This is a genomic window from Streptomyces sp. NPDC086080, from assembly GCF_044540255.1.
Taxonomy (GTDB): Bacteria; Actinomycetota; Actinomycetes; order Streptomycetales; family Streptomycetaceae; genus Streptomyces.
Genome location: NZ_JBITRU010000019.1, coordinates 110,123 through 134,942 on the forward strand (window position 1 = coordinate 110,123; position 24,820 = coordinate 134,942).

Genomic DNA, 24,820 nt, shown 5'->3' on the forward strand with positions numbered 1-24,820 from the left:
CATGATCGGGCGCATGTGTGAACGAGTTGTGGCCGCGTGCGACGGGGCTTCGAAGGGAAACCCCGGGCCCGCCGGCTGGGCCTGGGTGGTCGCCGACGCGTCCGGGACGCCGGTCCGCTGGGAGGCGGGGGCGCTGGGCACGGCCACCAACAACGTCGCCGAACTCACCGCCCTGGAACGGCTGCTGGCGGCGACCGACCCCGCCGTACCGCTCGAGGTGCGGATGGACTCGCAGTACGCCATGAAGGCCGTCACCACCTGGCTGCCCGGCTGGAAGCGCAACGGGTGGCGCACGGCGGCCGGCAAACCGGTCGCCAACCAGGAACTCGTCGTGCGCATCGACGACCTGCTGCAGGACCGCTCGGTGGAGTTCCGTTACGTTCCCGCCCACCAGGTCGACGGCGACCGGCTCAACGACTTCGCCGACCGCGCGGCGAGCCGGGCGGCCGTCGTGCAGGAGAACGCCGGCAGCGAGCAGGGTTCGCCGGAACCGCCGGCCGCCCCGGACCGCCCGGCGGGGGGCGCGGCGAAGCGTGCGTCCGGCGGACAGCGGACACCCCGGCAGCGCGCCGGCTCCTCGGCCCGCACCATCAAGGCGAAGTTCCCGGGCCGCTGCCCGTGCGGCCGGGGCTATGCGGCCGGCGAGGCCATCGCCAAGAACGACAAGGGCTGGGGCCACCCCGAGTGCCGGACGGTCCAGAACGTCTGAGCGGGCGCCGGCGGGAGCCGCCCGTCGCCCCTGCGGCACGGATGACACACTGGCCCCCATGGACGAGCGCACATTCGACAGGTCGGGTCAGCACGCATCGGTGATCGGTCTCGGCACCTGGCAACTCGGAGCGGACTGGGGCGACGTCGACGAGAAGGAAGCCCTCTCGGTCCTGGAGACTGCCGCGGAGTCGGGCGTCACCTTCTTCGACACCGCCGATGTCTACGGCGACGGACGCAGCGAGCAGACCATCGCGTCGTTCCTGAGCGGGCGGCCCGATCTGCACGTACTGGTCGCCACCAAGATGGGCCGCCGGGTCGACCAGCTCCCCCAGAACTATGTTCTGGACAACTTCCGCGCCTGGAACGACCGTTCGCGACGCAACCTCGGCGTCGACCGCATCGACCTGGTGCAGCTGCACTGCCCGCCGACCTCCGTCTACTCCACCGACGAGGTGTTCGACGCGCTCGACACCCTGGTCGAGGAGGAGCGCGTCGCCGCCTACGGCGTCAGCGTGGAGACCTGCGCGGAGGCACTGACGGCGATCGCCAGGCCGAACGTGGCGAGCGTGCAGATCATCCTCAACCCCTTCCGCATGAAGCCGCTGCGCGAGGTGCTCCCGGCCGCCCGGGAGGCGGGCGTCGGCATCATCGCCCGGGTCCCGCTCGCCTCCGGGCTGCTGTCCGGCAAGTACACCCGGGACACCGTCTTCGCCGACAACGACCACCGCCACTTCAACCGGCACGGCGAGGCCTTCGACCAGGGCGAGACCTTCTCCGGCGTCGACTACACGACGGGGATCGAGGCGGCCGCCGAGTTCGCCGCGCTCACGCCCGAGGGATACACCCCGGCCCAGCTGGCCCTGCGCTGGATCGTCCAGCAGCCCGGGGTCACCACCGTCATCCCCGGCGCCCGCTCGCCCGAGCAGGCCCGCGCCAACGCGGCCGCCGCCCGGCTGCCGGAGCTGTCCGGCACGACGCTCACGGCGATCGCGGACCTCTACGACCGGCGGATCAGGGACCAGGTGGAGGGCCGCTGGTAACAGCGGGGATCACGGCTCCAGAAGCAGTTGCCTCTCCTGCTCCTGGTCGCCGGAGGCGATGCCCACGTCATGGGTGGTGAAGGACCGCATGAGCGTGTCGCCCGCCCGCCGCACCGCCTCCGGAGTGCCCTGCACGGTGACCTCCACCGGCGCCGACAGCGACTCCGTGTCCCCGTGCCCGGCCGCCGGCCCCTGCCCCTCCCCGGTGAACGTGGCCACGCGGACCGTCGCGCGCTTCTCGGAGGGCCGCTGTTCCGCCGCCCCGAACGTGCCCTCGAGGGCCCGGACGACCGCCCGGGCGTCGTCGACGTCCCCGCCGCTGAGCGTCACGGTGAGCTGAGTGTCCGGCATACGTCCCACGACCTCCTGGCCTCGGTGTCATCGCCGTCCGGGTAACCGTGCCCCGCGCGGCGAAACGGCGACCGCCGGGGATGACGGTCGTTTTCGGGGAAGCAGCTAGAAGACTTGCCGATGCCGCACATACAGGGAGGCACTGTGTCGGACACGGAGCGGGGCGGGGCCAGGCGCCGGGGACGCGACGAGAGCGAGGAGGAGAGAGCGGACCGGATGTGGACCGAACTCATCCAGGAGGTCCGCGTCGCCCAGATGGGAGTACAGATTCTGTTCGGGTTCCTGCTGACCGTCGTTTTCACCCCGAAATACGCCGAACTGTCCGACACCGATCAGACGATCTACATCGTGACGGTGGTTCTGGGTGCGTGCGCCACCGGTGCGCTCATCGGCCCGGTGTCGCTGCACCGGCTCGTCTCCGGACGGCGCATCAAACCGCAGGCGGTGCGCTGGGCGTCCCGTCTCACCCTGCTCGGTCTGCTGCTCCTGCTCGCCACCACCAGCTGCTCCCTGTTGCTCATCCTGCGCGTGGCCACGCACGACGGCTTCGTCCCGTACCTGGTGGTCGGGGTGGTGGGCTGGTACCTGCTGTGCTGGCTGGGCCTGCCGATGTGGGCCCGGTACCGTCACACGACGGGGTGACGGCAGGGGGCGCGCGCGACGGCGGGGTCCGCGCGCCCGACGGCTCAGCTCCCGGCCAGGACGTCCGCGAGGAAGTCGTCCACGTGCACCTCCTCGCACCCCGGCGCCACCACCCGGTGGGTCTCCCGCAGAAATTCCCCGACGGTCTCGGCCCAGGCGAACACCACCGCGCGATGCCGTCCGCCGTCCGCGTGGGCCTCACCGAGGAACTCCATCCGCAGCTCCCGCCCCACCCCCCGGGACTCCGGGCACAGCCGTACGTCTCCGATGCCGACCGGGCGGGTGAGACCATCGGTGACCATCTCGCGGTCCAGCTGCCAGCGGGCCAGGACCCGGCCGTCGTGACTGAAGACGAGGGTGACGGCGAACGGGTCGGAAGGGTCGTAGCTCAGATGGGCGAGCACGGGAAAGCGGTCCGTGACGCCCGCCTGGAGCTCCACCACCAGGGTCTTGTGCACGAACGAGTTCACGTGAAGGCCTTTCGGGCAGTACCGGCGTAGAGCCCTCTAGTACCCCGCATTCGCGCGAGATGCTCAGCCGGGCGGGTGATTCGCCTCGCACAGTGCCGCCGGCCGGCGTCGGCCGAAGGCGTCCCGCGGGGCCGGCGACAGCGTCCTCCTGGTAAAACCGGCCTCCGCGCAGGGCAGTACGGCCCCGACGAAGTCCGCCGGGTCGCCGCCGCAGGGAAGGGACCCGTGAGCGGAACCGGTACGCCCGGTGAAAACGGTGGATCACCCGCGGGCCGTCCGGGCAGGATGGCTCCATGACCGCCCGTCCTCTTCCCGCCTCGGACCCCGCCGCCCAGGGCGTCGACGCGTCCGGTGTCCACGCCTTCCTCGACGCCCTCGAAGCCGCTCCCGGCATCGAGCCGCACAGCCTGATGATCCTGCGCCACGGACACCTCGTGGCCTCCGGCTGGTGGGCGCCGTACACCGCGCGGCGTCCGCACCTGCTGTACTCGCTCAGCAAGAGCTTCACGGCGACCGCCGCCGCTCTCGCCGAGGGCGAGGGACTGGTCGACTTCGACGCCCCGGTGCTGTCGTACTTCCCGGAGTTCGAGGCCGACATCACCGACCCCCGCAGCCGGTCGATCCTGGTCCGGCACGTGGCGTCCATGGCCAGTGGCCACGAGGGCGAGATGATCGACGCGACGTACGCCACCGACCGCGTCGAACCCGTGCGCGGCTTCCTGCTCCAGCCGCCCGAGCGTGACCCGGGCACCGTCTTCGCCTACAACCAGCCGTGCACCTACACGCTCGGCGCGATCGTGCAGCGGGTCACCGGGCAGTCGCTCACCGACTATCTGCGGCCCCGGCTGTTCGACCCGCTGGGCATCGGCGAGACGGTGTGGCAGCGGGACCGTGCCGGCCGCGAGATCGGCTTCAGCGGACTGTACGCCGCGACCGACGCCGTCGCGCGGCTCGGCCTGCTGTACCTGAACGACGGGGTCTGGCAGGGCGAGCGGCTGCTGCCCGAGGGGTGGGTGGCCCGCGCCTCCCACCCGCACATCGCGACCGCCGGCGCCATGGGGGAGGGGGACAGGCAGGACTGGGACCGCGGGTACGGCCACCAGTTCTGGATGTCCCGGCACGGATTCCGCGGCGACGGCGCGTACGGGCAGTTCTGCCTGGTCCTGCCGGAGCACGACGCCGTGGTGGCGGTGACCACGGCGACCGAGCGGATGCAGGAGTATCTGGACCTGGTCTGGCGACACCTCGTGCCGGCCTTCCGCCCTGCCCCGCTGACCGGCCGTCAGGCCGCGGACACCGCACTGCGCGGGCGCTTCGGCCGCCTCGCGCTGCCCCCGGCCGGGGGCGGTCCCGTACCGCCGGAGCGGGCCGGGGACTGGCGGGGCGCGGTGTTCACCCCGGAGGGCGGGATCTGCGCCGACCAGCCGAAGCTGACCGCAGCCCAGACCGTGGCGGACGCCGGCGGCGGCTGGACGCTGCGCCTCACGGAGGACGGCGAGCCGTTCGACGCGCGGTTCGACGGGCAGGGCTGGACCGTCACCGAGGAGCCCGCCCCGGCGGCCGTGAGCGGCGGCTGGACCGGCGACGGCACCCTCACCGCGGACGTGGTGTTCGTGGAGACACCGCACCGGCTGAGGGTCACGTGCTCCCTCACCCACCGGACCTTCACCGCCCGCTGGCTCACCCGGCCGCTGCACGACTGGCCTCTCAGCGGGCTGCGCGCCCCGCGCGGCTCAGCCCGGGCCCGGCCGGAACGTCCGCAGGAAGGTGCGTAGCGCCTCCTGGCCGGCGGGTTCCGCCCAGTCGGCGGCCGGCGTCGTCCAGCGCAGCGAGAAGCCCCGGCCGCCGCCCAGGAGGAAGCCCCTGCCGAAGGTGCGCACCCGGGCGCCGTCGTCCTCGGCGTACCACTGCATGTCGGCGGCCTCGCGCCCCTGATAGGTCCTCGCCTCGATGCCGCCGATCCGCTCGTAGCCGCCGGACCGCGCCAGGAGCGGCTCCACGTCGTCCCGCCACACGGCCACGGCGTCCGACCCCACCCGCTCGCTGTAGGTCACGGCGAGCGTGCGCGGATCCCCCTCGGCGCCGAAGGTGACGCGATAGGCCAGTCCGGGGGTGCCCGAGGTGTCCAGCCGCTCCCAGCCCTCGGGCAGCGCGACGGAGAACCCCTCCGGGGCACGGTACGTCCGGAAACCGGGCGGGAGGCCTCCCGTGCCCGACGGGGACGGGGTCGCGGTCGGTGCGGCGGTCGGTGAGGCCGGGGCGGACGGCGGGGCCGTGTCCCGGTCACCGGGGCCGCCCGACCCTCCGGGTGCCTCGGAACCGGCCGGCGCGGACACCGAGGCCCGCGGCGCGTCGGCGGCGGTTCCGGCTCCGGTGCCGGGCAGTCCCTGGGTCGCGGCGAGCACGGCGACGGCGACGGTGACGACGGCCAGGGTGGTGCCGAGCACCAGGGTTCTCCTGCTCCACTCCCGGCTCGCGCGACGCAGCGCGGCCGCGCGGGCACCATGCGGCCGGCGACCCGGCGCCGTGTTCTCGAGGGCGCCGGGGTCCTCGCGCAGCGCCCGGGTGAGCGCCGCACGGACCACCTGGCGGGTCAGCCGCTCGCGCGCGTCCTTGCGCAGCAGCCCCTGGACGACCCGGGTGAGCGGACCGGACCGCACCGGCGCGCGCAGCGGCAGCCGGTCTACTCCCTTCAGTGTGGCCTCCGGCCGTCCGCGGTCCGGGAACGGCGGGCGGCCCTCGAGCATCGTGTAGAGGATCGCGCCCAGCGCCCACAGATCCGCGGCCGGACCGATCCGCTGGTCGCGGGCCTGCTCGGGCGAGGCGTACGACGGTGCCGTGAGCCGGGGCGCCGACGTGGTGCCGGCCAGGCCGTACCCGGTGACGACGACGGGGCCGTCGTCGCGCAGGAACACCTGGCCGGGGCTGAGCTCCCCGTGCGTGACGGCCTCGGCGTGCGCCGCGTCCAGCACGTCGAGCAGTTCCAGCGCGATGCGCGCGGCCCGTGCGTGGTCGAACGTGCCCCGCCCGGCGAGGACTTCGACGAGGGGCGTGCCGTCGATCCAGTCCGTGACGGTCCACAGGGAGCCGTCCTCCTCGACGGCGTCCACGACCGTGGCGATCCGGCCGGGGCACAGCCGGACCACGCTCCCGGCGGCCCGCAGGACCCGGCGGGCGGCCTCACCGGTCGCCTGCGGCAGTTCGGTCCGGGTGGCCAGGCACGGGCGGCCCGAACGCAGGTCCTGGGCGTGCCAGCTGACGCGATTGGTCTCCTGGTGCGTGATCTCGATCAGCCGGTAGCGGCCGGCGACCGGCCGGTCTGTGGAGACGTGCGCCCTGCCCATGGCCATCCCTCGTCGAACCGCTGGATCCCGCTGTCCCCAGTGGTACGGGGGAGCGGGCGGGGTCCGTTCAAAGAAGGGCTCAGCGAAGCTCGAAGTGTTCCGTCCAGGCGATCATGTCGCCGGTGGTGGCGTTGCCGCCGCACACCACGAGACCGAGCCGGGCGCCCTCGCCGACCCGCTCCAGCACCTGCCGCGCGGCGGGCAGCAGACAGCCGGCGGCCGGCTCGGCCCACACCTTGGCGTGGTCCGCGAGGTCGAGGGAGCCCCGTACCGCCTCCCGGTCCGGCACCACCAGCACCTCGGTGACCAGCTCCGACACATGCGCGTACGTCAGCTGCGAGACGGCCGGTGCGCTGAGCGTGGAGACGATCGACGTCAGTTCCACCGGCACCGGACCGCCCGCCGCCAGCGCCTCGGACATCGCCTGCGCGCCCTCGGTCTCCACCCCCCACACCCGCACCCCGGGCCGCAGTGCCCCCAGCGCCGACGCGACGCCGGAGATCAGTCCGCCGCCCCCGATGCTGACCAGGACGTCCGTGAGGTCGCCCGCGTCGGCGGCGAACTCCAGCCCCACGGTGCCCTGACCGGCGATCACCACCGGGTCGTCGAACGGGTGGACCAGGGTCAGACCCTCCTCCTGGAGTCGCCCCGTCAGCCCGAACGCGCCGTCCATGTCGTCGGTCACCCGCACCGAGGCGCCCGCGGACTCCGCGATCTCCACGGCCCGGACGGGCGCCGAACGGGGCATCACCACCGTGGCCTTCACCTCGAGGGCGGCGGCCATCACCGCGAGGGCGATCCCGTGGTTGCCGCCGCTCACCGCCACGACCCCGGCCGCCCGCTCGGCCTCGCTCAGCGCCAGCAGTTTCGCCGCCGCGCCGCGCACCTTGAACGAACCGGTGCGCTGCAGCAGTTCCAGTTTCGCCGTGACCGGCACGCCCAGGAGCGCCGACAGCCCGGGGCTCGGCACCGTCGGGGTCCGCACCACGTGCCCGGCGATCCGCTCGGCCGCGGTCTTGATGTCGCCGATCCCGATCACGACTGTCACCTCTCCGGCGCGGGGGCTGGTGATCCGCGCCGAGCCCACCCTGAACCGCGCGGGGGGCCGAGGTCAACAACGCTCAGTGCTGCTGGGCCTTCTGCGGTGTCGCCTCGCTGGGCCGCACCACGACATACCCCTCACCCTCCAGCTTCAGCTGCACGGCCTCGCCCGACCCGCCGCGCAGCATCGAGCCCATCGACTGCGAACGGTGCAGCGAGGTGGCGAGCCCCGCCGTCCAGCCCACGATCGCGTCCGTGTCCACGAAGACGGGCCACCCCGGCGACACCGGAATGACCAGCGGGTTGCCGTCGCACACCAGCCCCAGCCGGCCATGCCCGGTGAACACGCTGTTGAACAGGCCGCCGCCGGTGATGCCGGCGCCCTTCACGGTCGCGATCCGGTACGACAGCGAGGAGTCGAAGCACAGGACGTTGCGGCCGTTGACGGTGAACTCGTCGCCGGGGTCGACCTCGACGATGAAACAGTTCTGCGCCTCGTGGGCGAACCAGGCCTCGCCCTGTCCGCTCACCGTCATCAGCGGCAGCCCCTCGCCGGTCACCGCGCGCTTGAGCATGCCGCCCACGCCCTGGCCCTTGCGCTCGAACCGGAGGCTGCCGCGATGGGCGACCATCGCGCCCTGGCGGGCGAGCATCTCGCCGTCGACCGTGTAGCGGATGCACTTGGCGTTCTCGACGGACATGCCCGCGGCCGTGGCCGGCTGCACCATGTGCTGACTGGAAAACAGGTCACCCTTCATAGAGGCATCCTCACCCGGACGCGTCCGCTCCGCCAGGATCGGGCGGGGACGGCACGGCGAGCGGGGCCGCCGTCATGCCCCGAAGAGCTGGGTCCAGTAGGTGCCCGCCCGGCCGCCGCCCGCGAACCCGACGCCGATATGGGTGAAGTCGGCCTTGAGGATGTTGGCGCGGTGGCCGGGGCTGTTCATCCATCCCTCCACGACCTCGGCGGGCGAGCGCTGCCCGCAGGCTATGTTCTCGCCGACCGTCCGCCGCGCGGAGCCCGCCGCGGCGGCCCGGTCCCAGGGCCGGCTCCCGTCGGGAGCGGTGTGGGAGTAGAAGTCACGGGCCACCATGTCGGCGCTGTGCGCCTGGGCGGCCGCGGTCAGCAGGGGATCACGGGACAGGAGTGGCAGCCCGGCCCGGGCACGCTCCCGGTTGGTGAGGTCGACGACCTCGCCGGCCGCGCGGTCCAGGCCGTCCGGGGTCAGCGGAGCGGCCCACAGCGCCGTCCAGTACATGTCACAGGACCCGGCGCCGCCGGCCGACGCCACGGCTGCGTGGGTGAAGGCCGGGTCGCACACGGTGCGGCGGGCCGCCTCGTGGCGCAGACAGTGGTCGACGAACCGGTCGACGGTGCGCGGGCCGGAGACCAGGTGCTCGCCGACGGTGAGATACGGGTATCCGGCGGCGACCACACGCTGGTGCACGGAGACGCCGTCCATGCCCTCGACCCCGAGGCGTCCGCCCCGCGCCATCACGCCGGCGTGCTCCCGCGCCGCGCCGGCCAGCCGCGGGTCGTGCGCGACCGGTGGTGAACCGGCGGCGGCGCGTGCCGAGTTCACCAGAGCGAGGAACCCGTCCCCGGCGGACGGCGGTCCGGCCGGCGGCGGGGCGACGGGCACCGGCCGTGCGGCGACGCCCCCGTCGTCGTCCGCCACGTCCACACCGAAGTCCCGGGCCAGACCGGCCAGTCCGTCGGCGTACCCGTGCCCGAGAGCACGCAGTTTCCAGCCCTCGCCGCGCCGGTAGAGCTCCGCGAGGAGCAGGACGGTCTCCTCCCGGGCGCGTGGCGGCGTGAACCGGGCGAGCAGGCGTCCGCCGGCGTCGGTGACCTGGAGTACGGGTGCCGGCAGGGCACTCAGCGGTGTGCCGGGCGCGGTGGGGCTGACGGCCACCGTGACGCGGGCGGCGCCGGGGCGCAGCGCCGGCGGGTCGACGGTGAGCGTGCCCGAGGGTGCCGTCCCGCTCAGCCGGGCGCCCGGCGCGGACGGCTGGTTGTAGAACACGAAGTCGCCGTCCCCGCGCACCTTTCCGCCGTCGTCCGTGATCAACGCGGACACGTCGAAGGGCCCGGCCACCCGGACGGTCACCGCCCCGCCCGGAAGGGCCAGATTGCCGCCGGGAACCAACTCGCTCATCACGCCGTCCTGATGTCGTCGTACACGCGGACCGGTGGGGGTGTCCGGAGAACGACGAGCAGGGGACGCGGGTTCCCGTCCGCACGGCTCAGCGGTGCAGTTTCTCCACCCAGTCGACGGGCACCCGGCCGGCCGGGGCCGGGCGCCGGCTGGTCGGCCGGGCGGCTCACGGGCGGGGCGAGTTCGGGGCCGGACTCGTGGAGCTCCTCGGTGGCGTAGTTCCAGAACCAGGCCTCGCCCGGCTCGTAACTGCGGACCACGGGATGCCCGGTGGACCGGTAGTGCGCCGTGGCGTGCTGTCCGGGTGAGCTGTCGCAGCAGCCGATGTGGCCGCAACTCGCGCAGCGTCGCAGATGGAACCACCAGCCGCCCGAGGTGTCGCAGTCGGCGCATCCCGCTCCGGTGGGCGGGACGCCGGGGTCGATGGTGTGCTCGCTGGTCATGCGGTCTCCTCAGGGGTGTCGTCGGGGGGCCGGTGCGGTGCGCGGGTCGCAACGATCCGTCAGGAGAGTCCCGGCCGGGGGCCGGTGCCCTCACGGGTGAGGAAGAGGAAAGGGTGGAGAACGCGGTCCCGGGTGTCCGTGGGGACGCGCGGCGGCGTGCGGTCGACCTTCCGCGGAGGTGGCGCCCCCGACGATGCACACGCCGTGCCCCTGGCGGGCGACGGCATCCTCGGCCGGCGCGGGCCCGTGGGGGACGTCGGCGCCGCCGACCGCCGGTATGGTCCGCGCTGCGTCGGCGGCCTCGGTCATACGTCCCCCACGTCGGCGTCGGCTCCCCGGCACGGCGGACCCGGATCCGTCGCGGCCACCGCACCGGCCGTGCCCATCGTATGGGTGTTCGCGTCGATTCGCTCAGGAACGCGGTGCTCCCGGACTCCCACCCCGGGTCGCGGGAAGGGTGTAGGGAAGACTGGACCCCGCGCAGTGGACACAACACCGGGAGGAACCGCATGACGCGCCCGATCACGGCAGGGATCGACGGAACCGAGGAGAGCCTCGCCGCGCTGGACTGGGCGGCCAGGGAGGCGGTCCGCCGAGGACTGCCGCTCCGGGTGGTGCATGCCTGGCGGTTCGAGGCCCACGACACGGTGGACACGGGGGACAGAACGACCCAGGAGCAGTGGGTGCGCGACGCGGCAGGGGAGCCGGTCCGTACCGTCCGGGAGCGGCACCCGGAGCTGTCCGTGACCACGGACGTCCCCGAGGGCGACGCCGTGGAGATGCTGACGGCCGTCGCCGCGGAGGCGGAGATGCTGGTGCTCGGCTCACGCGGGCACGGACGGATCATGGGCTTCCTGGTCGGCTCGGTCGGCCAGCAGGTGATCGTCGGGGCGCGGCGGCCGGTGGTGTTCGTCCGGGCCGGGGACCAGCCGTCGAACGAGGTCGCCGGGCACGAGATCGTGGTCGGCCAGCAGGGCGACCCGGAGGACAGCGCCGCCGCGCTCGGCTTCGCCTTCGAGACCGCCGCCCGGCGCGGGGCCACCGTGCGCGCCGTGCGTGCCTGGACCCTGCCGCCGGTGTTCGCCTACAGCCCCGCCTCGCTGCAGCTTCTCGACGACGCCGGGGGACTGGAGCCGTACGAGCAGAAGGCGCTGGTGGCGGCCCTCGCACCCTGGCGGGAGCGCTACCCGGACGTGCACGTGGTCGAGCACGTGGAGATGGGCAGCGCGGGACAGGTGCTGCTGTCGGTGGCGGGCACCGCCCAGCTGATGGTCGTCGGCCGGCGCGCCCGCCGTACGGCGGTGGGCACCCGGATCGGGTCGGTGGCCTACGGCGTGCTGCATCACGCGGACTGCCCGGTGGCGGTCGTGCCGCCCGCCTGAGTCCGCCGCCGGCTCAGTCGCCCGTCGGCCGCAGGGTCGTCCGGGCCGTGGGCAGGATGTTCCTGATGTAGTCCTCGACGGCCGTGTCGAGACCGATGTCCTGCTGGGCCCGTTCGGACAGGTACCAGCGGTGCTCGAGGAGCTCGTGGTAGATCTCCGCGGCGTCCATCGCGCCGCGCAGGTCCGGGGGCACGGAACGCACGGTGGGCCGGAAGACCTCGCGCACCCAGCGGTGGGCGAGGACTTCCGGACGGGCGCCGAGGGGATCGCCGGGGGCGAAGTCGTCCTGGGTGGCCATCCAGCTCTCCAGGTCGTTCAGCAGCCGCCTGGCCTGGTTCTCCTCGGCGTCGAGACCGGTCAGCCGGAGCAACTGCCGCTGGTGGTGGCCGGCGTCGACGACCTTGGGCACGAAGGTGACCGTGTCGCCGTTGGAGGCGGACTCGATCTGCATCTCGGCCACGTCGAAACCGAGGTCGTTCAGCCGCCGGATACGGCGCTCGATGTAGTGGTACTTGCCCGCCGGGTAGACGGAGGTGCGGGTCAGCTCCTGCCACAGGCCCTCGTAGCGGGCGCAGATCTCGGTGCCGAACTCGATCGGGTCGACGGAGGGGTGCAGTGCTCCGGAGGCCTCCAGGTCGAGCAGTTCGCCGCTGATGTTGACCCGCGCGAGGTCGAGGTCGTACTCGCGCTGGCCGACGCTCAGTTCCGGGTGCAGATCGCCGGTCTCGGCGTCCACGAGATAGGCGGCGTAGGCGCCCGCGTCGCGCCGGAACAGCGTGTTGGACAGCGAGCAGTCGCCCCAGGCGAACCCCGCCAGGTGCAGCCGCACCAGCAGCACGGCGAGCGCGTCCATCAGGCGGTGCATGGTCGCCGGGCGCAGTGTCGTCTCGAACATCGACCGGTACGGCATCGAGCCACCGAGGTGCCGGGTGACCAGGACGCTCTCCAGCGGCTCCCCGCCGGTGTCGGTGCGGCCGGTGACCACGGCGAGCGGGTCCACCGCCGGGATGCCGATCCGGTCCAGATCGCGCAGCAGTTCGTACTCCCGCAGCGCGGGCCGCTGGGCGAGTTCCTTCACCGCGATCACCTCGTCGCCGGCGCGCGCGTAGCGCACCACGTGCCGGGAGATGCCGCGCGGGAGCGGCACCAGGTACTTCTCGGGCCACTCCTCCAGCGGCAGGTGCCACGGCAGTTCCAACAGGAGCGCGGGATGCTCCGGGTTGGTGGCGTTGATCTGCAGTGCCATGGCTGGGGTGTCCTCGTCTCGCGGGTGATCGTCACCTCACCCTATTGGGCGCGCTCCCGGGCCAGCCGGGCGGCGTCCCGCACCGGCCCTTGGTGCAGCGGGCCGTGTCCGGGCAGCAGCAGGTCCCCGTCCAGCTCCGCCAGGACGTCCAGGGAGGCCATGGCGGTGGCGCGCTCGTGGTGGAACATGTCGGTCAGCATCTGCGGCCCCTCGGTCCGTGACGTGGGGTGACCGCTGACCAGGGCGTCGCCCGACACCACCACACCGAGGTGCGGGAGGTGAAAGGCGCAGTGCCCGGCGGTGTGGCCGGGCGTGTGCACGGGCACGGGCCGGCCGGGCAGGTCGAGCGGACCCGCCGTCGGGAACGGCTCGGGCGCGGTGACCGCGACATCCACCGTCCCGCCGCTGCGCAGGGCGTGCGCCGCCCAGGGCAGCACGCCCGGCCGCCAGCCGGCCCGCAGGACCTGCCCGACGCCCACCTGGTGCAGGAAGTCCCGCCGCGCGTGCGGTACTTCGGCCTCATGGGTGTACACGGGCGTGCCGTACGCGGCGCTCAGGTACTCGGCGGAGCCCAGGTGGTCGTTGTGGGCGTGGGTGATCAGCACGGCCGTCACCGCCTCCGGCGAACTCCCCACCTCGGTCAGGGAAGCGAGCAGCCCCTCGCGGTCGCCGGGGTAGCCGGTGTCGATCAGTGTGACGGCGTCCCCCTCGGTGAGGAGCACCCAGTTGGTGTTCGTGCCGTGCACCAGACAGGTGCCGTCCGTGACGTGCCGCACCGTCGCTCGCATGATCGTCCTGACTCCGGGCCGAGTTGTCGCCGTCCGACGCGAGAAGGAAAGCAGATCACGGTGCGGACGCGGGGGAGGGCCGGACCAAAAAGGACGTCCGGCCGGTCAGTTCACGCCGCGCGGGCGGAACTGGACGCTGATGCGGGGTCCGGCGGCGCGGGCGCTCTTGGGCACGCAGTGTTCCCAGGTGCGCTGACAGGATCCGCCCATCACGATGAGGTCGCCGTGCCCGAGCGGACGGCGCACGGTGTCGCCGCCGCCCACGGGGCGCAGCAGCAGATCGCGTGGCGCGCCCACGGAGAGGATGGCGACCATGGTGTCCTCGCGGGCGCCCCGGCCGATCCGGTCGCCGTGCCAGGCGACGCTGTCCCGGCCGTCGCGGTAGTAGCACAGCCCGGCCGTGGCGAACGGTTCGCCCAGTTCCCCGGCGTAGTGCGCGCCGAGGGCCTCGCGTGCCTCGGCCAGCACCGGGTGCGGCAGCGGATCGCCCGCGCGGTAGTACGACAGCAGCCGGGGCACGGCCACGACCTGGTCGTACATCTGGCGCCGCTCCGCCCGCCAGGGGACCTCGGCGGCCAGCCGGGCGAAGAGCGCGTCGGACCCGCCGAGCCATCCCGGCAGGACGTCGATCCAGGCGCCCCGGCCCAGTTCGGTGCGGCGCACCCCGGTCAGCGGGCCCAGTCGCAGTTCGTCGTCCTGGTCGAACAGAGATGCCTGGAGCGGCGGGGAGCGGTGCGTGGTCATGGAGCCATCGTACTCCCTATTCGAAAATGTGTTCTAGATCCATGCCGGGTCTGTTCGATACGCGGGTGTATCGGATACGTTCCCGTATCGAACGGAAGGACGGGCCATGGCGGTGGACGGCACGACGGGGCGCGTCACCCGACGCCGGCTGCGCACGCGCGCGAACCTTCTTCGGGCGGCGTTCACCGTGTTCGCCGCCAAGGGCTTCGGACATGTCTCGATCGAGGAGATCTGCGAGGCCGCCGGGTACACCAGAGGCGCCTTCTACTCCAATTTCGCCGGCCTGGACGAGCTGTTCTTCGCCCTGTACGCGGAGCGCGCCGAGCTGATCGCGGAGCAGGTCTCCGGCGCCCTCGCCCAGGACGGCCCGGATCTCGACGTGGCCGCCGCCGTGGACCGTGTCGCCGACGTCCTGCTGCTCGACCGGGACTGGCTGCTGGTCAAGACCGACTTCCTGGTGCACGCCGCCCGCGACCCCGAGGTGGCGCGCGGTCTGCTGGAGCACCGGGCGCGGCTGCGCCGGACCATCGCGGACCGGCTGGCCCGCGCCCGCGGCCACACCGCGCTGCCCGCCGTGCTCGGCGGGACGGAGGGCGCCGCGCACGCCGTGGTCGCCGCCTACGACGGGGTCACCACCCAACTGCTGCTGGACCGGGACGTCACGCGCGCCCGGGTCTGGCTGAAACAACTGCTCACCGCGCTGCTCACCGGATGAAGGAAGGGACGGTCGCCATGGATGCCGACGTCATCGTCGTCGGAGCGGGACTCGCGGGCCTCGTCGCGGCCCACGAGCTGACCAGCCAGGGCCGCAGGGTCGCCCTGGTCGACCAGGAGAACGCCGCCAACCTCGGCGGCCAGGCCTTCTGGTCCTTCGGTGGGCTGTTCCTGGTGGGCTCACCGGAGCAGCGGCGCCTGGGCATCAAGGACTCCTTCGACCTGGCCTGGAGCGACTGGCGGGGCAGCGCGGGCTTCGACCGGCTCGACGGCGAGGACGGCGAGGACACCTGGGCGGTGCGCTGGGCGCGCGCCTACGTCGAGTGGGCGGCGGGGGAGAAGCGGTCCTGGCTGAACGGTCACGGCATCACCTTCCTGCCCACCGTCGGCTGGGCCGAGCGCGGCGATCTGCGCGCCGACGGTCACGGCAACACCGTGCCCCGCTTCCACATCGCCTGGGGCACCGGGACCGGCGTCGTCGAACCGTTCGTGCGGTACGCGCGGCAGGCCTCGCGCGACGGGCTGCTCACCGTCCACCACCGTCACCGGGTCGATGAACTCGTCGTCGAGGACGGTGCCGCGCGGGGGGTACGCGGCACCGTACTGGCACAGGACGACTCACCGCGTGGTGTGGCCTCCAGCCGCGAGACCCTCGGCGAGTTCGAACTCACCGCCCAGGCGGTGGTCGTCACCAGTGGCGGCATCGGCGCCGACCACGACATCGTCCGCCGCCACTGGCCCGAGCGTCTTGGCACCCCGCCCCGCGAGATGGTCACCGGCGTCCCGGCCTATGTCGACGGACGCATGCTGGACATCAGTGCCCGCGCGGGAGCGCGGCTCGTCAACCGGGACCGCATGTGGCACTACACCGAGGGCCTGCGGAACTGGGACCCCGTCTGGCCGGGCCACGGCATCCGCATCCTGCCCGGACCGTCCTCCCTGTGGTTCGACGCCCTCGGCCGCCGGCTGCCCGAGCCCTGTCTGCCCGGCTACGACACCCTGGGCACGCTGAAGCATCTGCGCACCACCGAGGACATCGCCGGGCACGACCACTCCTGGTTCATTCTCACCCAGAAGATCATCGAAAAGGAGTTCGCCCTGTCGGGCTCCGAACAGAACCCCGACATCACCGCCAAGGACCGGACCGGCTTCCTGCGTGAACGGATCCTGGGCAAGGGCGCCCCCGGACCGGTCGACGCGTTCCTGCGCAAGGGCGCGGACTTCGTGACCGCGCCCACCGTCGAACAGCTCGTCGAGAAGATGAACGCCCTCACCGACGAACCCCTGCTCGACGCGGCCGTCGTACGGCGTCAGATCGAGGCCCGTGACCTGCAACTGGCCCACGCCTACAGCAAGGACGCCCAGGTGCAGGGCATCCGCAACGCCCGCCGCTACATCGGCGACCGCCTCGGCCGCGTCGCCACCCCGCACCGCATCCTCGACCCGGCGGCCGGCCCGCTGATCGGCGTCAAGCTGCACATCCTCACCCGCAAGACCCTCGGCGGTATCCAGACCGATCTGGACTCCCGCGCGCTCGGCGCCGACGGCCGGCCGGTCGAAGGACTGTACGCGGCCGGCGAGGTGGCGGGCTTCGGGGGCGGCGGCGTCCACGGCTACAACGCCCTGGAAGGCACCTTCCTCGGCGGCTGCCTCTTCTCGGGCCGCGCGGCCGGCCGGGCGGCGGCCGCGCAGACGGCGTAGGCCGGGCGCGGTGCCGGCCCGCCCCCTCAGTCCCCGAGGAGGCGGGCCAGCACCCCGGCGTGGCTGTGCTCGGTGTCCTTGGACGCGGTCAGCAGGGTCACGGCGCCCTTCCCCGCCAGCTCCCTCACCTGGTCCAGGAGTTCGGCCGCCTCCGGAGCGGCCAGCTCCGCCTCGTAGCGCCCGCGGAACTCCTCGTACGAGCCCTCGCCCCCGTGGTACCAGCGGCGCAGTTCCGTCGACGGCGTCAGTCCCTTGGGCCACGCGTCCACCTGTGCCGCGTCCTTCGCCAGACCGCGCGGCCACAGCCGGTCGACGAGGACGCGGACGCCGTCGTCCGGCTCGGGCGGTTCGTAGACCCGGCGCACGCGCACGCTCATGATCTGTCCCTTCCGGTGGTGTCGGACGAGCCTACTGCCGCGGGGCGACCGGGCGCGGACAGCGCCTCACGAGCCGCCGCCGGCGCGCCGCGCGGCGATGCGCCGCTTCAGCGCCCGCCGCTCCGTCTCGCTCGTACCGCCCCACACCCCGATGGACTGCCCCGTCTCCAGCGCCCATTGCAGGCATTGCTCTTGCACGGGGCACCGCCGGCACACCGCCTTGGCCTGTTCCGTCTGCGTCAGGGCGGGCCCGGAGGTGCCGATCGGGAAGAAGAGCTCGGGATCCTCGGTCCGGCAGGCCGCGCCGCTTCGCCAGTGGTCCATCGGAAGTCACCTGCAATCGGAGTCGGTGCACACCCCTTCGGATGCGTCGGTCCCTCTCGGGTCACCTGCCGATACGAGGTGAAACAGCGCGGCCGTGTGCGAGCGGTCACTGTTCGCGCAGCCCCCAGGGCGAGCCGTACGCCGTCAGCAGCTCCAGGAACGGGCTCGCGGGGAACGCCTCAGGACCGAGCACGCCCGTGCCCGTCCACACACCGGCGGCGACCAGTTCCAGGGCGACGACCGGGTTGATGGCGGTCTGCCACACCACGGCCTGGCAGCCGTACTCGGCCATGGACCACTGGTTGTCGACCACGTGGTAGAGGTACACCTCGCGCGGCGCCCCGTCCTTCGTGCCCCGTACCCAGGTGCCGGCGCAGGTCTTGCCGTGCATCCGCCCGCCGAGCGTCGCGGGGTCGGGCAGACAGGCAGCGACGACGTCCCGGGGGGAGACCCTCACCGGCCCGTCGGGACCCGGCACGGTCACCGGTTCGGTGCGGTCGAGACCCAGCAGGTGCAGCGTCCTGAGGGTGTCGACGAACTCGCGGCCCAGACCGTACTTGAAGGTGACCCGGCGGGCGTCGACCCAGCGCGGGACGAGCAGCACCTCCTCGTGCTCGACGTTCACGCACTCCACCGGTCCGATGCCCTCGGGGAAGTCGAACACCTCGGGCTCGCTGAAGGGTTCGGTGGTGAACCAGCCGCGGCCCTTCTCGTAGACGACCGGCGGGTTGAGGCATTCCTCGATGGTGGTCCAGATGCTGAAGGAGGGCGCGAAGTCATAGCCGTCCACGGTGAGGTTCGCGCCGTCACGCACGCCGATCTCCTCGATCTCGTCGAAGAGTTCGTCGGCGGCGTACCGGGCGAAGACGTCCGACAGGCCGGGCTCCACGCCCATGCCGACCAGGGCCAGCGCCCCGGCCTCCGCCCACTCGGCGGCCCGCGCGAACTGCTCGTCGCCGAGCTTGATCCCGCACTCCTCGTACGGCCGTTCGGCGTGCGGCCGGGACAGGGACATCGCCATGTCGACATACGTGACACCGGTGTTCCGCGCGGCACGGAAGAGCGGCATCACGAACCGGGGGTCGGTGGCGTTGAGCAGGACGTCGCAGCCGTGCCGTCCGAGCAGCGCCGTCACCTGGTCCTCGTCGCCGGCGTCCACGCGCTCGGCCCGGAACCGGTCGCCGTCCGCACCGAGGGCCGTGACCGCCGCCTCGGCCCGGGCCGGGTCGTAGTCGGCCACGACCATCCGGTCGAAGAACGGCCGCCGGGCCGCGATCCGGGTGATGGCGGTACCCACTCCGCCCGCTCCCACCAGCAGTACACGCATGACGGCGCACTCCCTCTTCTTTCCTCAATGGATGTCATGGATCTCGGATGCGTACGGGGCCCCTGACGGGATACAACGCCGTGCGCCGACGTAAGGTCAATGGTGTTGGCATAAGAGCGGAGCGGGAGAGGGCATGCCGAAACGTGTGGTCCCCGAGGAGCGGCGGCGCCGCCGCAGGCCCACCAGGAGCGGACGCGTACTGTCCGAGACGCTCATCGTCGAGGCCGCGCTGCGGCTGCTGCGCGAACACGGCAGTGCGGGCCTGACCGCCCGTCGGCTGGGTCTCGCCCTGGACTGCGACCCGAGCACCCTCTACCGGTACTTCCGCGGCATGGACGCGCTGACCCTCGCCATCGGTGACGCGTTGATCGGCCAGGCGATGCACGGGTGGCGCCCGGCCGGACCGTGGCAGGACGACCTGCGGGCCATCGGGCTGCGCATCCACACCGCCTATCTCTCGCATCCGCAGGCGGCGGTCCTCACGGCCGGCCGGGTCTCCGGCCGCGGATGCGAACTCGCGGCCGACGAGGCGGTGCTGGACGTGCTGCGCACCGCGGGCTTCCCCCTGCCGGAGGCGGTGCGCGTCTACCACGCCTTCATCGACACCACGCTGGCCTTCGCCGCCCTCGACGCCGCGTCGCTGACGCTGCCCAGCGCCGCGCGGAGGGCCGACGAGGACATGTGGCGCTCGACCTACGCCCGCCTTCCCGCGGCCACCCATCCCCGTCTCGCCGAGGCCGCCCCGCTCCTGGCCACCCGCATGGTCACCAGTGCCTACCCGACGGCCCTGGACATGCTCCTGACCAGTGCCGAGAGGAGCCTGGCGGGGTCGTAGACGCACGCCGCCGGGGGCGCCTCCCACGTCCTTCGGACCGTGCGGGGGAGTGTGCCGGACCCCGCGTCTCCCGCGTCTCCTGCGTCAGCCGCCGGACGGGCCCTGGCGGCGCAGCGCCTCCGCCGCCGCTTCGGTGACCGCGTCGGTCACCGCTGCCAGGGCGGGGGAGTCCAGCTTCCACTGCTGCCAGTACAGGGGAGCGTCGACCGCGCGGTCGGGGGCGAACACCGTCAGGCGACCGGCGCGCAGCAGCGGTTCCGCCTGGACCTCGGGGACCATGCCCCAGCCCAGACCGGCGGCGACCGCCGCGGCGAAGCCCTCCGACGTCGGTACGTGGTGGCGTCGCGCGCTCGCCTCGGCACGGCCACGGGTGAGCCGGCGTACGAAGCCGTCCTGGAAGTCGTCCCGCCGGTCGAACACCACCACCGGCGCCCCGGGCAGCGCCTCACGCAGCGGCCCCGCCAGATGTTCCGCGGCGAACTCCGGGTGCGCGACGGGGAGATAGCGCATGCTGCCCAGGTGCCGCACGGAACAGCCCGGCACCGGATCCGGTGACGAGGTCACCGCGGCCATCACCGTCCCCTCACGCAGCAGGGCGGCCGTGTGCGCCTCGTCCTCCCGGCGCAGTTCGAAGCAGAGCCCCGCCCGGGAGGGCAGCCGGGTGAGCGCCCCCAGGAACCAGGTGGCCAGCGAGTCCGCGTTCACCGCCACCGACACCCGGGTCGGCTCCCCGGCACCGCTCAGCCCCAGTTCGCCGTACGCGTCCTGTTCCAGCCGGGCCACCTGGCGGGCCAGCCGCACCAGCACCTCGCCCGACTCGGTCGGCCGTACCGGCTTGGTGCGCAGCAGGAGGACCCGGCCGGTGCGCTGCTCCAGCGCCTTCACCCGCTGGCTCACCGCCGACGGGGTCACATGCAGCGCGGCCGCCGCCGCGTCGAAGGTCCCCTCGTCCACCACCGCGAGCAGGGTCCGCACCTGGTCCAGGGGAAGGTCCGTCATCACGAGAACTAAGGGTACGTAAGAATCATTAGCTGTACTGCATCGCCACCTGGCCCGTAGCGTCCCCGGCATGACCAGCGCCCTGACCACCGCCGCCGCCGGATTCGGCACCGGCCTCTCCCTCATCGTCGCCATCGGCGCCCAGAACGCCTTCGTGCTGCGCCAGGGCATCCGGCGCGACGCCGTGCTCGCCGTCGTGGGCATCTGCGCCCTGTCCGACGCGGCGCTCATCGCCCTGGGTGTCGGCGGAGTCGGCGCGGTGGTGGTGACATGGCCGGGCGTGCTGACGGCGGTCGGCTGGATCGGGGGCGCGTTCCTGCTCGGCTACGGTGCTCTGGCGGCCCGCCGGGTGGTCCGCCCGGCCACCACCGGACTGCGGACGGCGGGCGAGGTCGCGGGCTCGCGCCGCCGGGCCGTGCTGACCTGCCTCGCGATGACCTGGCTCAACCCGCACGTCTATCTCGACACGGTGTTCCTGCTGGGCTCGGTGGCGGCCGGTCACGGCCCGCTGCGCTGGACCTTCGGCCTCGGCGCCGTGGCGGCGAGCCTCTGCTGGTTCACGGCGCTCGGCTTCGGCGCCCGCCTGCTGAGCCGTTTCCTGGCCCGCCCCGCCGCCTGGCGCGTCCTGGACGCACTGGTCGCCACGACCATGATCGTCCTGGGCGTCTCACTCGTCGCGGGAGCCTGAGCGCGCGGCGCCGCCCGTGCCGCGACCGTGGGCGATGGACACCCGCCGGCCACGCCGCCCCGCCTGCCGCCGACTGCGGTCCTCCACCGTCGTCACAGCGGCCGGCCCGCCGCCGCCGTCCCGCGGCAGATCCACATCACCGGTTTGTCCGCCCGGGGCCGGCGCCGCGAGCTCCGCCGGGGAGCCGCGGGCATGCGGCGGGGCCGCCGCGTGCCCGCCCCGCGTCCCCGGTGCGATCCGCACGGCCCGCGCTCAGACCGGCCCGCCGCGCCGCTGCACCGCGTACTGCTCCATCAGCTTGCCGCGGGTCGCCTCCAGCCGATGGGCGAGGATTTCGGCGACCTTGCGCACCAGCGTCAGCCCGAGCTGCGGATCCTCCTCGCACAGCCGCAGCACCTCCCCCGCGTCGAACTCGTAGGCGCGCACCGGGCTGAAGGCCACGGCGCCGAAGTCCCACTCGTGCGGCGGGAAGAGCCAGGACCAGCCGAGCAGATCTCCCGAGCCGAGACTGGCGACCGTCACCGGGCGCAGCGCGTTCACCGGCTGATCCAGCGAGACTGCGCCGGAGCGGATCACCCAGAAGCGGTCGGCGGTGCCTCCCGATTCGAAGATCCGGGTGTCCTCCGGGAAGGACACCTCCCGAGCGAGTGCCATCAGACGTTCGCGCTGCGGAGGGGGGAGGGCCGTCAGGAGTTTGATCGCTTTGGTCATGGCGCGGGGCTCCTCGCCGGGCAATCGGTTCCGGTGCTTTCCCTACGTTCATTTCAGCCGCTGCCGCTGTCCGGGGCACCTCGACGGGCCTGAGCTTGCGCGGCCGGGCATGAAAAAGCCCTGGCTGGACGGGGGAAGCCAGCCAGGGCCGTAAGCGGTGGTGTCCGGAGGACGGTGTGTCGACCCCGCCACCACGTATGGATGAACGATAAACCATTTGTCGAAGGATTCGGCCATCAGGTCGCGTGACCTCTTTCACTCCGGCCTCACGCGGCCTGCTCGTCCACCACACGGACCGTCTCCAGCGCCGGATCCGAGGGATCGGGCAGATACATGCCCGCGTCCAGTCCCGTACGCAGATACCGGAGAACCGGCGCGGTGAGCCGTTCGCCCGGCAGGACGGCGGGAATCCCGGGCGGGTACGGAGTGATCATCTCGGCCGAGACCCGCCCGGCGGCCCGCGACACCGGCACGTCCTCGACCGGACCGAAGAACGCGTCCCGCGGCAGCAGCGCCTGCTCCATCCGCAGTTCGCCCGGCACCGGCACCTCCACCCGCGGCGCCTTCGGCAGGCTGCGCGCCGCCCGGCCGAGGTCCCGCAGCGCCGACACCAGCTCCCCGGTCGTCTCCCGGTCGTCGCCGTGGGTGATCTGCGCCCCGATCCGCCGGTGGTCGACCAGATGGGCGTCGATGCTCCGGTGCTCGCGCAGCCAGTCCGCCGCCTGATAGCCCGTGATGCCGAGACCGTCGAGATCGATGACACCCGGCAACGGGTCGAAGTCGTCCGCCAGCTCGGGGCCGCAGAAGTCGTCCCGGTCCTCGACACGCATCCCGTCGATCTCCCCGATCGCCGCCCGGACCTCGCCGGCGAGCTCCAGCGCCGACCCCATCAGCTCCTTGCCGTGCAGGGCCATCTGCCGCCGCCAGCCGTCCAGCCCGGCGAAGATCAGCACCGACGGGCTGGTGGTCCCCAGCAGATCGGCCCGCATGCCCAGCAGTGCCGACGGCACCAGATCGCCCCGCAGGTGGAACACGGAGCCCTGCTCCAGACCGCTGCCCATCTTGTGGATGCTGGTCACACAGATGTCGGCGCCCGCGTCCATCGCCCAGGTGGGCAGATCAGGATGGAACGGCAGATGCGCGCCCCAGGCCTCGTCCACGACCAGCGGACGCGACCGCCGGTGGCACACGTCGGCGATCGCCCGCAGCGCCGCGGTGGCGCCGTACGGGGTCGGGCTGGTCACCAGCGCGCCGCGGGCGTCCGGATGGGCCTCGAAGGCCCGGTCGAAGTCGACGGCCGACGGCGGGTGTGCGATGCGCCGGCCGGCGTCCCACCGCGGCTCCACCCACACCGGCTCGATCCCGGACAGGATCAGCCCCGACACCACCGACTTGTGGGCGTCCCGCCCGATCAGCAGCTTCTCGTGCGGGCCCGCGACCGACAGCATCGCCGCCTTGACCGACAGGGAACTTCCGCACGTACTGAAGAACGTGTGCTCGGCATGGACCGAGTCGGCCATCAGCTCCTCGGCCCCCCGCAGCACCCGGCCCCGGGTGAGCCGGTCGTCCAGACCGCCCGTCGCCAGTACGTCGCCCAGGAACACCGCGTCCCCGAGTACCTCACGCACCGCGGGATCGGCTCCGCGGGCCTGCTTGTGGCCCGGCGGGGTGAAGCTCAGCCGCCCCTTGCGGTGGTAGTCCTCCAGCGCTTCCAGAACCGGTGCCCGGCTGTGATCGACCGTCATGGGCCCCGGGTTCCCGGGGCGGACTGCGGCAATCCACGCGGCGGCCGTTCAGCTCTGCGCCGCGTGTCTGCCCGGCGTCAGGATCTCGTCCAGTACCCGCACCACCACCCCGTAGGCCACCCCGCGTACCTCGGCGTCGCGCGCGGCGGCCGGATCGCCTGTACTGTCCCGCCCCAGCTCCGCGCTCCGGGCGCGCCAGGCCCGCTCCTGCTGCGCCGCGCACGCCCTTGCCCGCTGGATGCGCCGCAGCAGTTCGTCCGAGTCCACCACATCGGTCATACGGACCACATACCCGCGTACGGCGTCCGGATGACAGCGGACGGGAAAGCGGCCGGGAGGTTTGCCGGTAACGGGACAGGTGAGCCGAAAAGGGAAGTCCGAGGCATGCGCCGACCACCGACAGGGACCGACCGCAGGGAGCCGCAGTATGCGTGAGGAGTACACGACCGAACCCCTTTCCCGGGCGCCCGGTCCGCACCGGGCGGTGCCGGCCCGCCCGGCCGAGGTGCGCGAGGCCGTCACGAGGGCGGTGTCCGAGCGCTGCCGCGCCACCCACACCGCCTGTGACACCGAGGCGCTGGCGGACGCCCTGCTCGTCGCGTCCGAACTCACCACCAACGCGATCCTGCACGGTGGGGGAGTGACCGACTTCCGGGTCGATGTCAGCGGTCCCGGGGTGCGGCTGTCGGTGAGCGACCGCAGCGACGAACTGCCCGTCGCCGTGCCGCATACCGACCAGCGGGGACGCCGCCGCCCCGGCGGTCACGGCTGGCCCATCGTGTGCCGGCTGTCCCGCGACGTCCGGGTGTCCGATCTGCCCGCCGGCGGCAAGTGCATCACCGCCGTCGTTCCCCTGGTGTGAGACCCGGGCGGATTCCGCGGCGAAAGCGGAGTTTGTTCTACCGGGGTGGGGGCAATCGGAGGTTCGTGCTTCGGACCGGAGGCGCGCCGGCGGGAGATCACGGCCGCTGAGGACCCTCCGGGTGTCCTGGCGGCGATCCTCCCGCGGTACCCCCCTCTGCAACCACCGTTCGGGAG

General features: G+C 73.1%; 26 protein-coding genes and 1 pseudogene. 10 read left to right on the forward strand and 17 right to left on the reverse strand.

Annotation, left to right across the window (positions count from 1 at the left end; all coding sequences use genetic code 11):
- Window positions 1-13 precede the first annotated feature (13 nt).
- Together ACIF9R_RS22735 and ACIF9R_RS22740 are read left to right on the forward strand one after the other, a co-directional pair.
- Complete coding sequence (locus ACIF9R_RS22735; protein ID WP_399982977.1) at window positions 14-709, forward strand: ribonuclease H; 696 nt, start codon at window positions 14-16, stop codon at window positions 707-709.
- 58 nt (window positions 710-767) lie between these two features.
- On the forward strand, window positions 768-1,751 hold the full coding sequence (locus ACIF9R_RS22740) for an aldo/keto reductase (protein WP_399982979.1): 984 nt from the start codon (window positions 768-770) through the stop codon (window positions 1,749-1,751).
- Window positions 1,752-1,760: 9 nt separating this feature from the next.
- Here the strand turns inward: ACIF9R_RS22740 and ACIF9R_RS22745 are convergent, their stop codons facing one another.
- Entirely contained in the window at window positions 1,761-2,102 is a 342-nt protein-coding gene (locus ACIF9R_RS22745; protein ID WP_399982981.1) for a hypothetical protein, read from the reverse strand.
- A gap of 120 nt (window positions 2,103-2,222) precedes the next feature.
- Here ACIF9R_RS22745 and ACIF9R_RS22750 point away from each other — a divergent pair, with 120 nt between their 5' ends.
- Entirely contained in the window at window positions 2,223-2,744 is a 522-nt protein-coding gene (locus ACIF9R_RS22750) for a DUF6328 family protein (RefSeq protein ID WP_399982984.1), read from the forward strand.
- Between the two features lie 44 nt (window positions 2,745-2,788).
- On the opposite strand, the gene ACIF9R_RS22755 is transcribed toward ACIF9R_RS22750, so the two are convergent.
- Entirely contained in the window at window positions 2,789-3,214 is a 426-nt protein-coding gene (locus ACIF9R_RS22755; RefSeq protein ID WP_399982986.1) for an SsgA family sporulation/cell division regulator, read from the reverse strand.
- Window positions 3,215-3,507: 293 nt separating this feature from the next.
- On the opposite strand from ACIF9R_RS22755, the gene ACIF9R_RS22760 reads away from it, so the two are divergent.
- The gene (locus ACIF9R_RS22760) at window positions 3,508-4,989 is read left to right on the forward strand and encodes a serine hydrolase domain-containing protein (RefSeq protein ID WP_399982989.1); all 1,482 of its coding nucleotides are present in this window, start codon (window positions 3,508-3,510) and stop codon (window positions 4,987-4,989) included.
- Here the strand turns inward: ACIF9R_RS22760 and ACIF9R_RS22765 are convergent.
- The 5 genes and pseudogenes from ACIF9R_RS22765 to ACIF9R_RS22785 all read right to left on the reverse strand — a co-directional run bounded on the left by ACIF9R_RS22765 (window position 4,948) and on the right by ACIF9R_RS22785 (window position 10,201).
- Complete coding sequence (locus ACIF9R_RS22765; protein ID WP_399982991.1) at window positions 4,948-6,558, reverse strand: protein kinase; 1,611 nt, start codon at window positions 6,556-6,558, stop codon at window positions 4,948-4,950. The two genes, ACIF9R_RS22760 and ACIF9R_RS22765, sit on opposite strands and share 42 nt — an antisense overlap.
- Before the next feature lie 79 nt (window positions 6,559-6,637).
- Window positions 6,638-7,597, reverse strand: coding sequence for a threonine/serine dehydratase (locus ACIF9R_RS22770; RefSeq protein ID WP_399982994.1), 960 nt, complete (start codon window positions 7,595-7,597; stop codon window positions 6,638-6,640).
- A gap of 82 nt (window positions 7,598-7,679) precedes the next feature.
- Window positions 7,680-8,357: an AIM24 family protein gene (locus ACIF9R_RS22775; RefSeq protein WP_399982996.1), complete on the reverse strand. Its 678-nt coding sequence runs from the start codon at window positions 8,355-8,357 to the stop codon at window positions 7,680-7,682.
- 72 nt (window positions 8,358-8,429) lie between these two features.
- The gene (locus ACIF9R_RS22780) at window positions 8,430-9,758 is read right to left on the reverse strand and encodes a CAP domain-containing protein (RefSeq protein WP_399982999.1); all 1,329 of its coding nucleotides are present in this window, start codon (window positions 9,756-9,758) and stop codon (window positions 8,430-8,432) included.
- An 88-nt stretch (window positions 9,759-9,846) separates the two neighbouring features.
- Window positions 9,847-10,201 (reverse strand): annotated as a pseudogene (locus ACIF9R_RS22785) (UBP-type zinc finger domain-containing protein).
- 509 nt (window positions 10,202-10,710) lie between these two features.
- Here ACIF9R_RS22785 and ACIF9R_RS22790 point away from each other — a divergent pair.
- Window positions 10,711-11,583, forward strand: coding sequence for a universal stress protein (locus tag ACIF9R_RS22790; protein WP_399983001.1), 873 nt, complete (start codon window positions 10,711-10,713; stop codon window positions 11,581-11,583).
- Window positions 11,584-11,596: 13 nt separating this feature from the next.
- On the opposite strand, the gene ACIF9R_RS22795 is transcribed toward ACIF9R_RS22790, so the two are convergent.
- The 3 genes from ACIF9R_RS22795 to ACIF9R_RS22805 all read right to left on the reverse strand — a co-directional run bounded on the left by ACIF9R_RS22795 (window position 11,597) and on the right by ACIF9R_RS22805 (window position 14,361).
- Complete coding sequence (locus ACIF9R_RS22795; protein WP_399983003.1) at window positions 11,597-12,829, reverse strand: DUF4032 domain-containing protein; 1,233 nt, start codon at window positions 12,827-12,829, stop codon at window positions 11,597-11,599.
- Window positions 12,830-12,870: 41 nt separating this feature from the next.
- Window positions 12,871-13,617 carry an MBL fold metallo-hydrolase gene (locus tag ACIF9R_RS22800; RefSeq protein ID WP_399983005.1) on the reverse strand — a complete coding sequence of 249 codons (747 nt, stop codon included), beginning with the start codon at window positions 13,615-13,617 and terminating at the stop codon, window positions 12,871-12,873.
- 105 nt (window positions 13,618-13,722) lie between these two features.
- The gene (locus ACIF9R_RS22805) at window positions 13,723-14,361 is read right to left on the reverse strand and encodes an alpha-ketoglutarate-dependent dioxygenase AlkB (RefSeq protein ID WP_399983008.1); all 639 of its coding nucleotides are present in this window, start codon (window positions 14,359-14,361) and stop codon (window positions 13,723-13,725) included.
- Between the two features lie 106 nt (window positions 14,362-14,467).
- Between ACIF9R_RS22805 and ACIF9R_RS22810 the strand changes: the two genes are divergently transcribed.
- Window positions 14,468-15,076 carry a TetR/AcrR family transcriptional regulator gene (locus ACIF9R_RS22810; protein ID WP_399983011.1) on the forward strand — a complete coding sequence of 203 codons (609 nt, stop codon included), beginning with the start codon at window positions 14,468-14,470 and terminating at the stop codon, window positions 15,074-15,076.
- 17 nt (window positions 15,077-15,093) lie between these two features.
- The gene (locus ACIF9R_RS22815; RefSeq protein ID WP_399983085.1) at window positions 15,094-16,776 is read left to right on the forward strand and encodes an FAD-binding dehydrogenase; all 1,683 of its coding nucleotides are present in this window, start codon (window positions 15,094-15,096) and stop codon (window positions 16,774-16,776) included.
- A 26-nt stretch (window positions 16,777-16,802) separates the two neighbouring features.
- On the opposite strand, the gene ACIF9R_RS22820 is transcribed toward ACIF9R_RS22815, so the two are convergent.
- From ACIF9R_RS22820 to ACIF9R_RS22830, 3 genes are all read right to left on the reverse strand, one after another.
- Window positions 16,803-17,153: a DUF488 domain-containing protein gene (locus tag ACIF9R_RS22820; RefSeq protein WP_399983013.1), complete on the reverse strand. Its 351-nt coding sequence runs from the start codon at window positions 17,151-17,153 to the stop codon at window positions 16,803-16,805.
- A 66-nt stretch (window positions 17,154-17,219) separates the two neighbouring features.
- On the reverse strand, window positions 17,220-17,477 hold the full coding sequence (locus ACIF9R_RS22825) for a WhiB family transcriptional regulator (protein ID WP_399983016.1): 258 nt from the start codon (window positions 17,475-17,477) through the stop codon (window positions 17,220-17,222).
- 106 nt (window positions 17,478-17,583) lie between these two features.
- Window positions 17,584-18,804, reverse strand: a complete 1,221-nt coding sequence (locus tag ACIF9R_RS22830; RefSeq protein WP_399983018.1) for a saccharopine dehydrogenase family protein — start codon at window positions 18,802-18,804, stop codon at window positions 17,584-17,586.
- Between the two features lie 133 nt (window positions 18,805-18,937).
- Between ACIF9R_RS22830 and ACIF9R_RS22835 the strand changes: the two genes are divergently transcribed.
- On the forward strand, window positions 18,938-19,639 hold the full coding sequence (locus ACIF9R_RS22835) for a TetR/AcrR family transcriptional regulator C-terminal domain-containing protein (protein ID WP_399983020.1): 702 nt from the start codon (window positions 18,938-18,940) through the stop codon (window positions 19,637-19,639).
- A gap of 84 nt (window positions 19,640-19,723) precedes the next feature.
- On the opposite strand, the gene ACIF9R_RS22840 is transcribed toward ACIF9R_RS22835, so the two are convergent.
- On the reverse strand, window positions 19,724-20,638 hold the full coding sequence (locus tag ACIF9R_RS22840) for a LysR family transcriptional regulator ArgP (RefSeq protein WP_399983022.1): 915 nt from the start codon (window positions 20,636-20,638) through the stop codon (window positions 19,724-19,726).
- A 70-nt stretch (window positions 20,639-20,708) separates the two neighbouring features.
- Between ACIF9R_RS22840 and ACIF9R_RS22845 the strand changes: the two genes are divergently transcribed.
- Entirely contained in the window at window positions 20,709-21,326 is a 618-nt protein-coding gene (locus tag ACIF9R_RS22845) for a LysE/ArgO family amino acid transporter (protein ID WP_399983025.1), read from the forward strand.
- A 252-nt stretch (window positions 21,327-21,578) separates the two neighbouring features.
- On the opposite strand, the gene ACIF9R_RS22850 is transcribed toward ACIF9R_RS22845, so the two are convergent.
- From ACIF9R_RS22850 to ACIF9R_RS22860, 3 genes are all read right to left on the reverse strand, one after another.
- Window positions 21,579-22,037, reverse strand: coding sequence for a cyclic nucleotide-binding domain-containing protein (locus tag ACIF9R_RS22850; protein ID WP_399983028.1), 459 nt, complete (start codon window positions 22,035-22,037; stop codon window positions 21,579-21,581).
- Window positions 22,038-22,303: 266 nt separating this feature from the next.
- On the reverse strand, window positions 22,304-23,782 hold the full coding sequence (locus ACIF9R_RS22855; protein WP_399983031.1) for an aminotransferase class I/II-fold pyridoxal phosphate-dependent enzyme: 1,479 nt from the start codon (window positions 23,780-23,782) through the stop codon (window positions 22,304-22,306).
- A 48-nt stretch (window positions 23,783-23,830) separates the two neighbouring features.
- A complete protein-coding gene (locus tag ACIF9R_RS22860; protein ID WP_399983033.1) occupies window positions 23,831-24,061 on the reverse strand; it encodes a hypothetical protein in 231 nt (76 codons plus the stop codon).
- 148 nt (window positions 24,062-24,209) lie between these two features.
- Between ACIF9R_RS22860 and ACIF9R_RS22865 the strand changes: the two genes are divergently transcribed.
- Window positions 24,210-24,644 (forward strand): ATP-binding protein, encoded by a 435-nt coding sequence (locus ACIF9R_RS22865; RefSeq protein ID WP_399983036.1) that lies wholly within the window; start codon window positions 24,210-24,212, stop codon window positions 24,642-24,644.
- The last annotated feature ends 176 nt before the right edge of the window (window positions 24,645-24,820 follow it).

Excerpts from the sequence above, each read along its gene's own strand:
- ACIF9R_RS22735 (WP_399982977.1), top strand. The coding sequence starts at position 14 with ATGTGTGAACGAGTTGTGGCCGCGTGCGACGGGGCTTCGAAGGGAAAC.
- ACIF9R_RS22740 (WP_399982979.1), top strand. The coding sequence starts at position 768 with ATGGACGAGCGCACATTCGACAGGTCGGGTCAGCACGCATCGGTGATC.
- ACIF9R_RS22745 (WP_399982981.1), bottom strand. The coding sequence starts at position 2,102 with ATGCCGGACACTCAGCTCACCGTGACGCTCAGCGGCGGGGACGTCGAC.
- ACIF9R_RS22750 (WP_399982984.1), top strand. The coding sequence starts at position 2,223 with ATGCCGCACATACAGGGAGGCACTGTGTCGGACACGGAGCGGGGCGGG.
- ACIF9R_RS22760 (WP_399982989.1), top strand. The coding sequence starts at position 3,508 with ATGACCGCCCGTCCTCTTCCCGCCTCGGACCCCGCCGCCCAGGGCGTC.
- ACIF9R_RS22765 (WP_399982991.1), bottom strand. The coding sequence starts at position 6,558 with ATGGGCAGGGCGCACGTCTCCACAGACCGGCCGGTCGCCGGCCGCTAC.
- ACIF9R_RS22775 (WP_399982996.1), bottom strand. The coding sequence starts at position 8,357 with ATGAAGGGTGACCTGTTTTCCAGTCAGCACATGGTGCAGCCGGCCACG.
- ACIF9R_RS22780 (WP_399982999.1), bottom strand. The coding sequence starts at position 9,758 with ATGAGCGAGTTGGTTCCCGGCGGCAATCTGGCCCTTCCGGGCGGGGCG.
- ACIF9R_RS22790 (WP_399983001.1), top strand. The coding sequence starts at position 10,711 with ATGACGCGCCCGATCACGGCAGGGATCGACGGAACCGAGGAGAGCCTC.
- ACIF9R_RS22795 (WP_399983003.1), bottom strand. The coding sequence starts at position 12,829 with ATGGCACTGCAGATCAACGCCACCAACCCGGAGCATCCCGCGCTCCTG.
- ACIF9R_RS22800 (WP_399983005.1), bottom strand. The coding sequence starts at position 13,617 with ATGCGAGCGACGGTGCGGCACGTCACGGACGGCACCTGTCTGGTGCAC.
- ACIF9R_RS22805 (WP_399983008.1), bottom strand. The coding sequence starts at position 14,361 with ATGACCACGCACCGCTCCCCGCCGCTCCAGGCATCTCTGTTCGACCAG.
- ACIF9R_RS22810 (WP_399983011.1), top strand. The coding sequence starts at position 14,468 with ATGGCGGTGGACGGCACGACGGGGCGCGTCACCCGACGCCGGCTGCGC.
- ACIF9R_RS22815 (WP_399983085.1), top strand. The coding sequence starts at position 15,094 with ATGGATGCCGACGTCATCGTCGTCGGAGCGGGACTCGCGGGCCTCGTC.
- ACIF9R_RS22820 (WP_399983013.1), bottom strand. The coding sequence starts at position 17,153 with ATGAGCGTGCGCGTGCGCCGGGTCTACGAACCGCCCGAGCCGGACGAC.
- ACIF9R_RS22825 (WP_399983016.1), bottom strand. The coding sequence starts at position 17,477 with ATGGACCACTGGCGAAGCGGCGCGGCCTGCCGGACCGAGGATCCCGAG.
- ACIF9R_RS22830 (WP_399983018.1), bottom strand. The coding sequence starts at position 18,804 with ATGCGTGTACTGCTGGTGGGAGCGGGCGGAGTGGGTACCGCCATCACC.
- ACIF9R_RS22835 (WP_399983020.1), top strand. The coding sequence starts at position 18,938 with ATGCCGAAACGTGTGGTCCCCGAGGAGCGGCGGCGCCGCCGCAGGCCC.
- ACIF9R_RS22840 (WP_399983022.1), bottom strand. The coding sequence starts at position 20,638 with ATGACGGACCTTCCCCTGGACCAGGTGCGGACCCTGCTCGCGGTGGTG.
- ACIF9R_RS22845 (WP_399983025.1), top strand. The coding sequence starts at position 20,709 with ATGACCAGCGCCCTGACCACCGCCGCCGCCGGATTCGGCACCGGCCTC.
- ACIF9R_RS22850 (WP_399983028.1), bottom strand. The coding sequence starts at position 22,037 with ATGACCAAAGCGATCAAACTCCTGACGGCCCTCCCCCCTCCGCAGCGC.
- ACIF9R_RS22855 (WP_399983031.1), bottom strand. The coding sequence starts at position 23,782 with ATGACGGTCGATCACAGCCGGGCACCGGTTCTGGAAGCGCTGGAGGAC.
- ACIF9R_RS22860 (WP_399983033.1), bottom strand. The coding sequence starts at position 24,061 with ATGACCGATGTGGTGGACTCGGACGAACTGCTGCGGCGCATCCAGCGG.
- ACIF9R_RS22865 (WP_399983036.1), top strand. The coding sequence starts at position 24,210 with ATGCGTGAGGAGTACACGACCGAACCCCTTTCCCGGGCGCCCGGTCCG.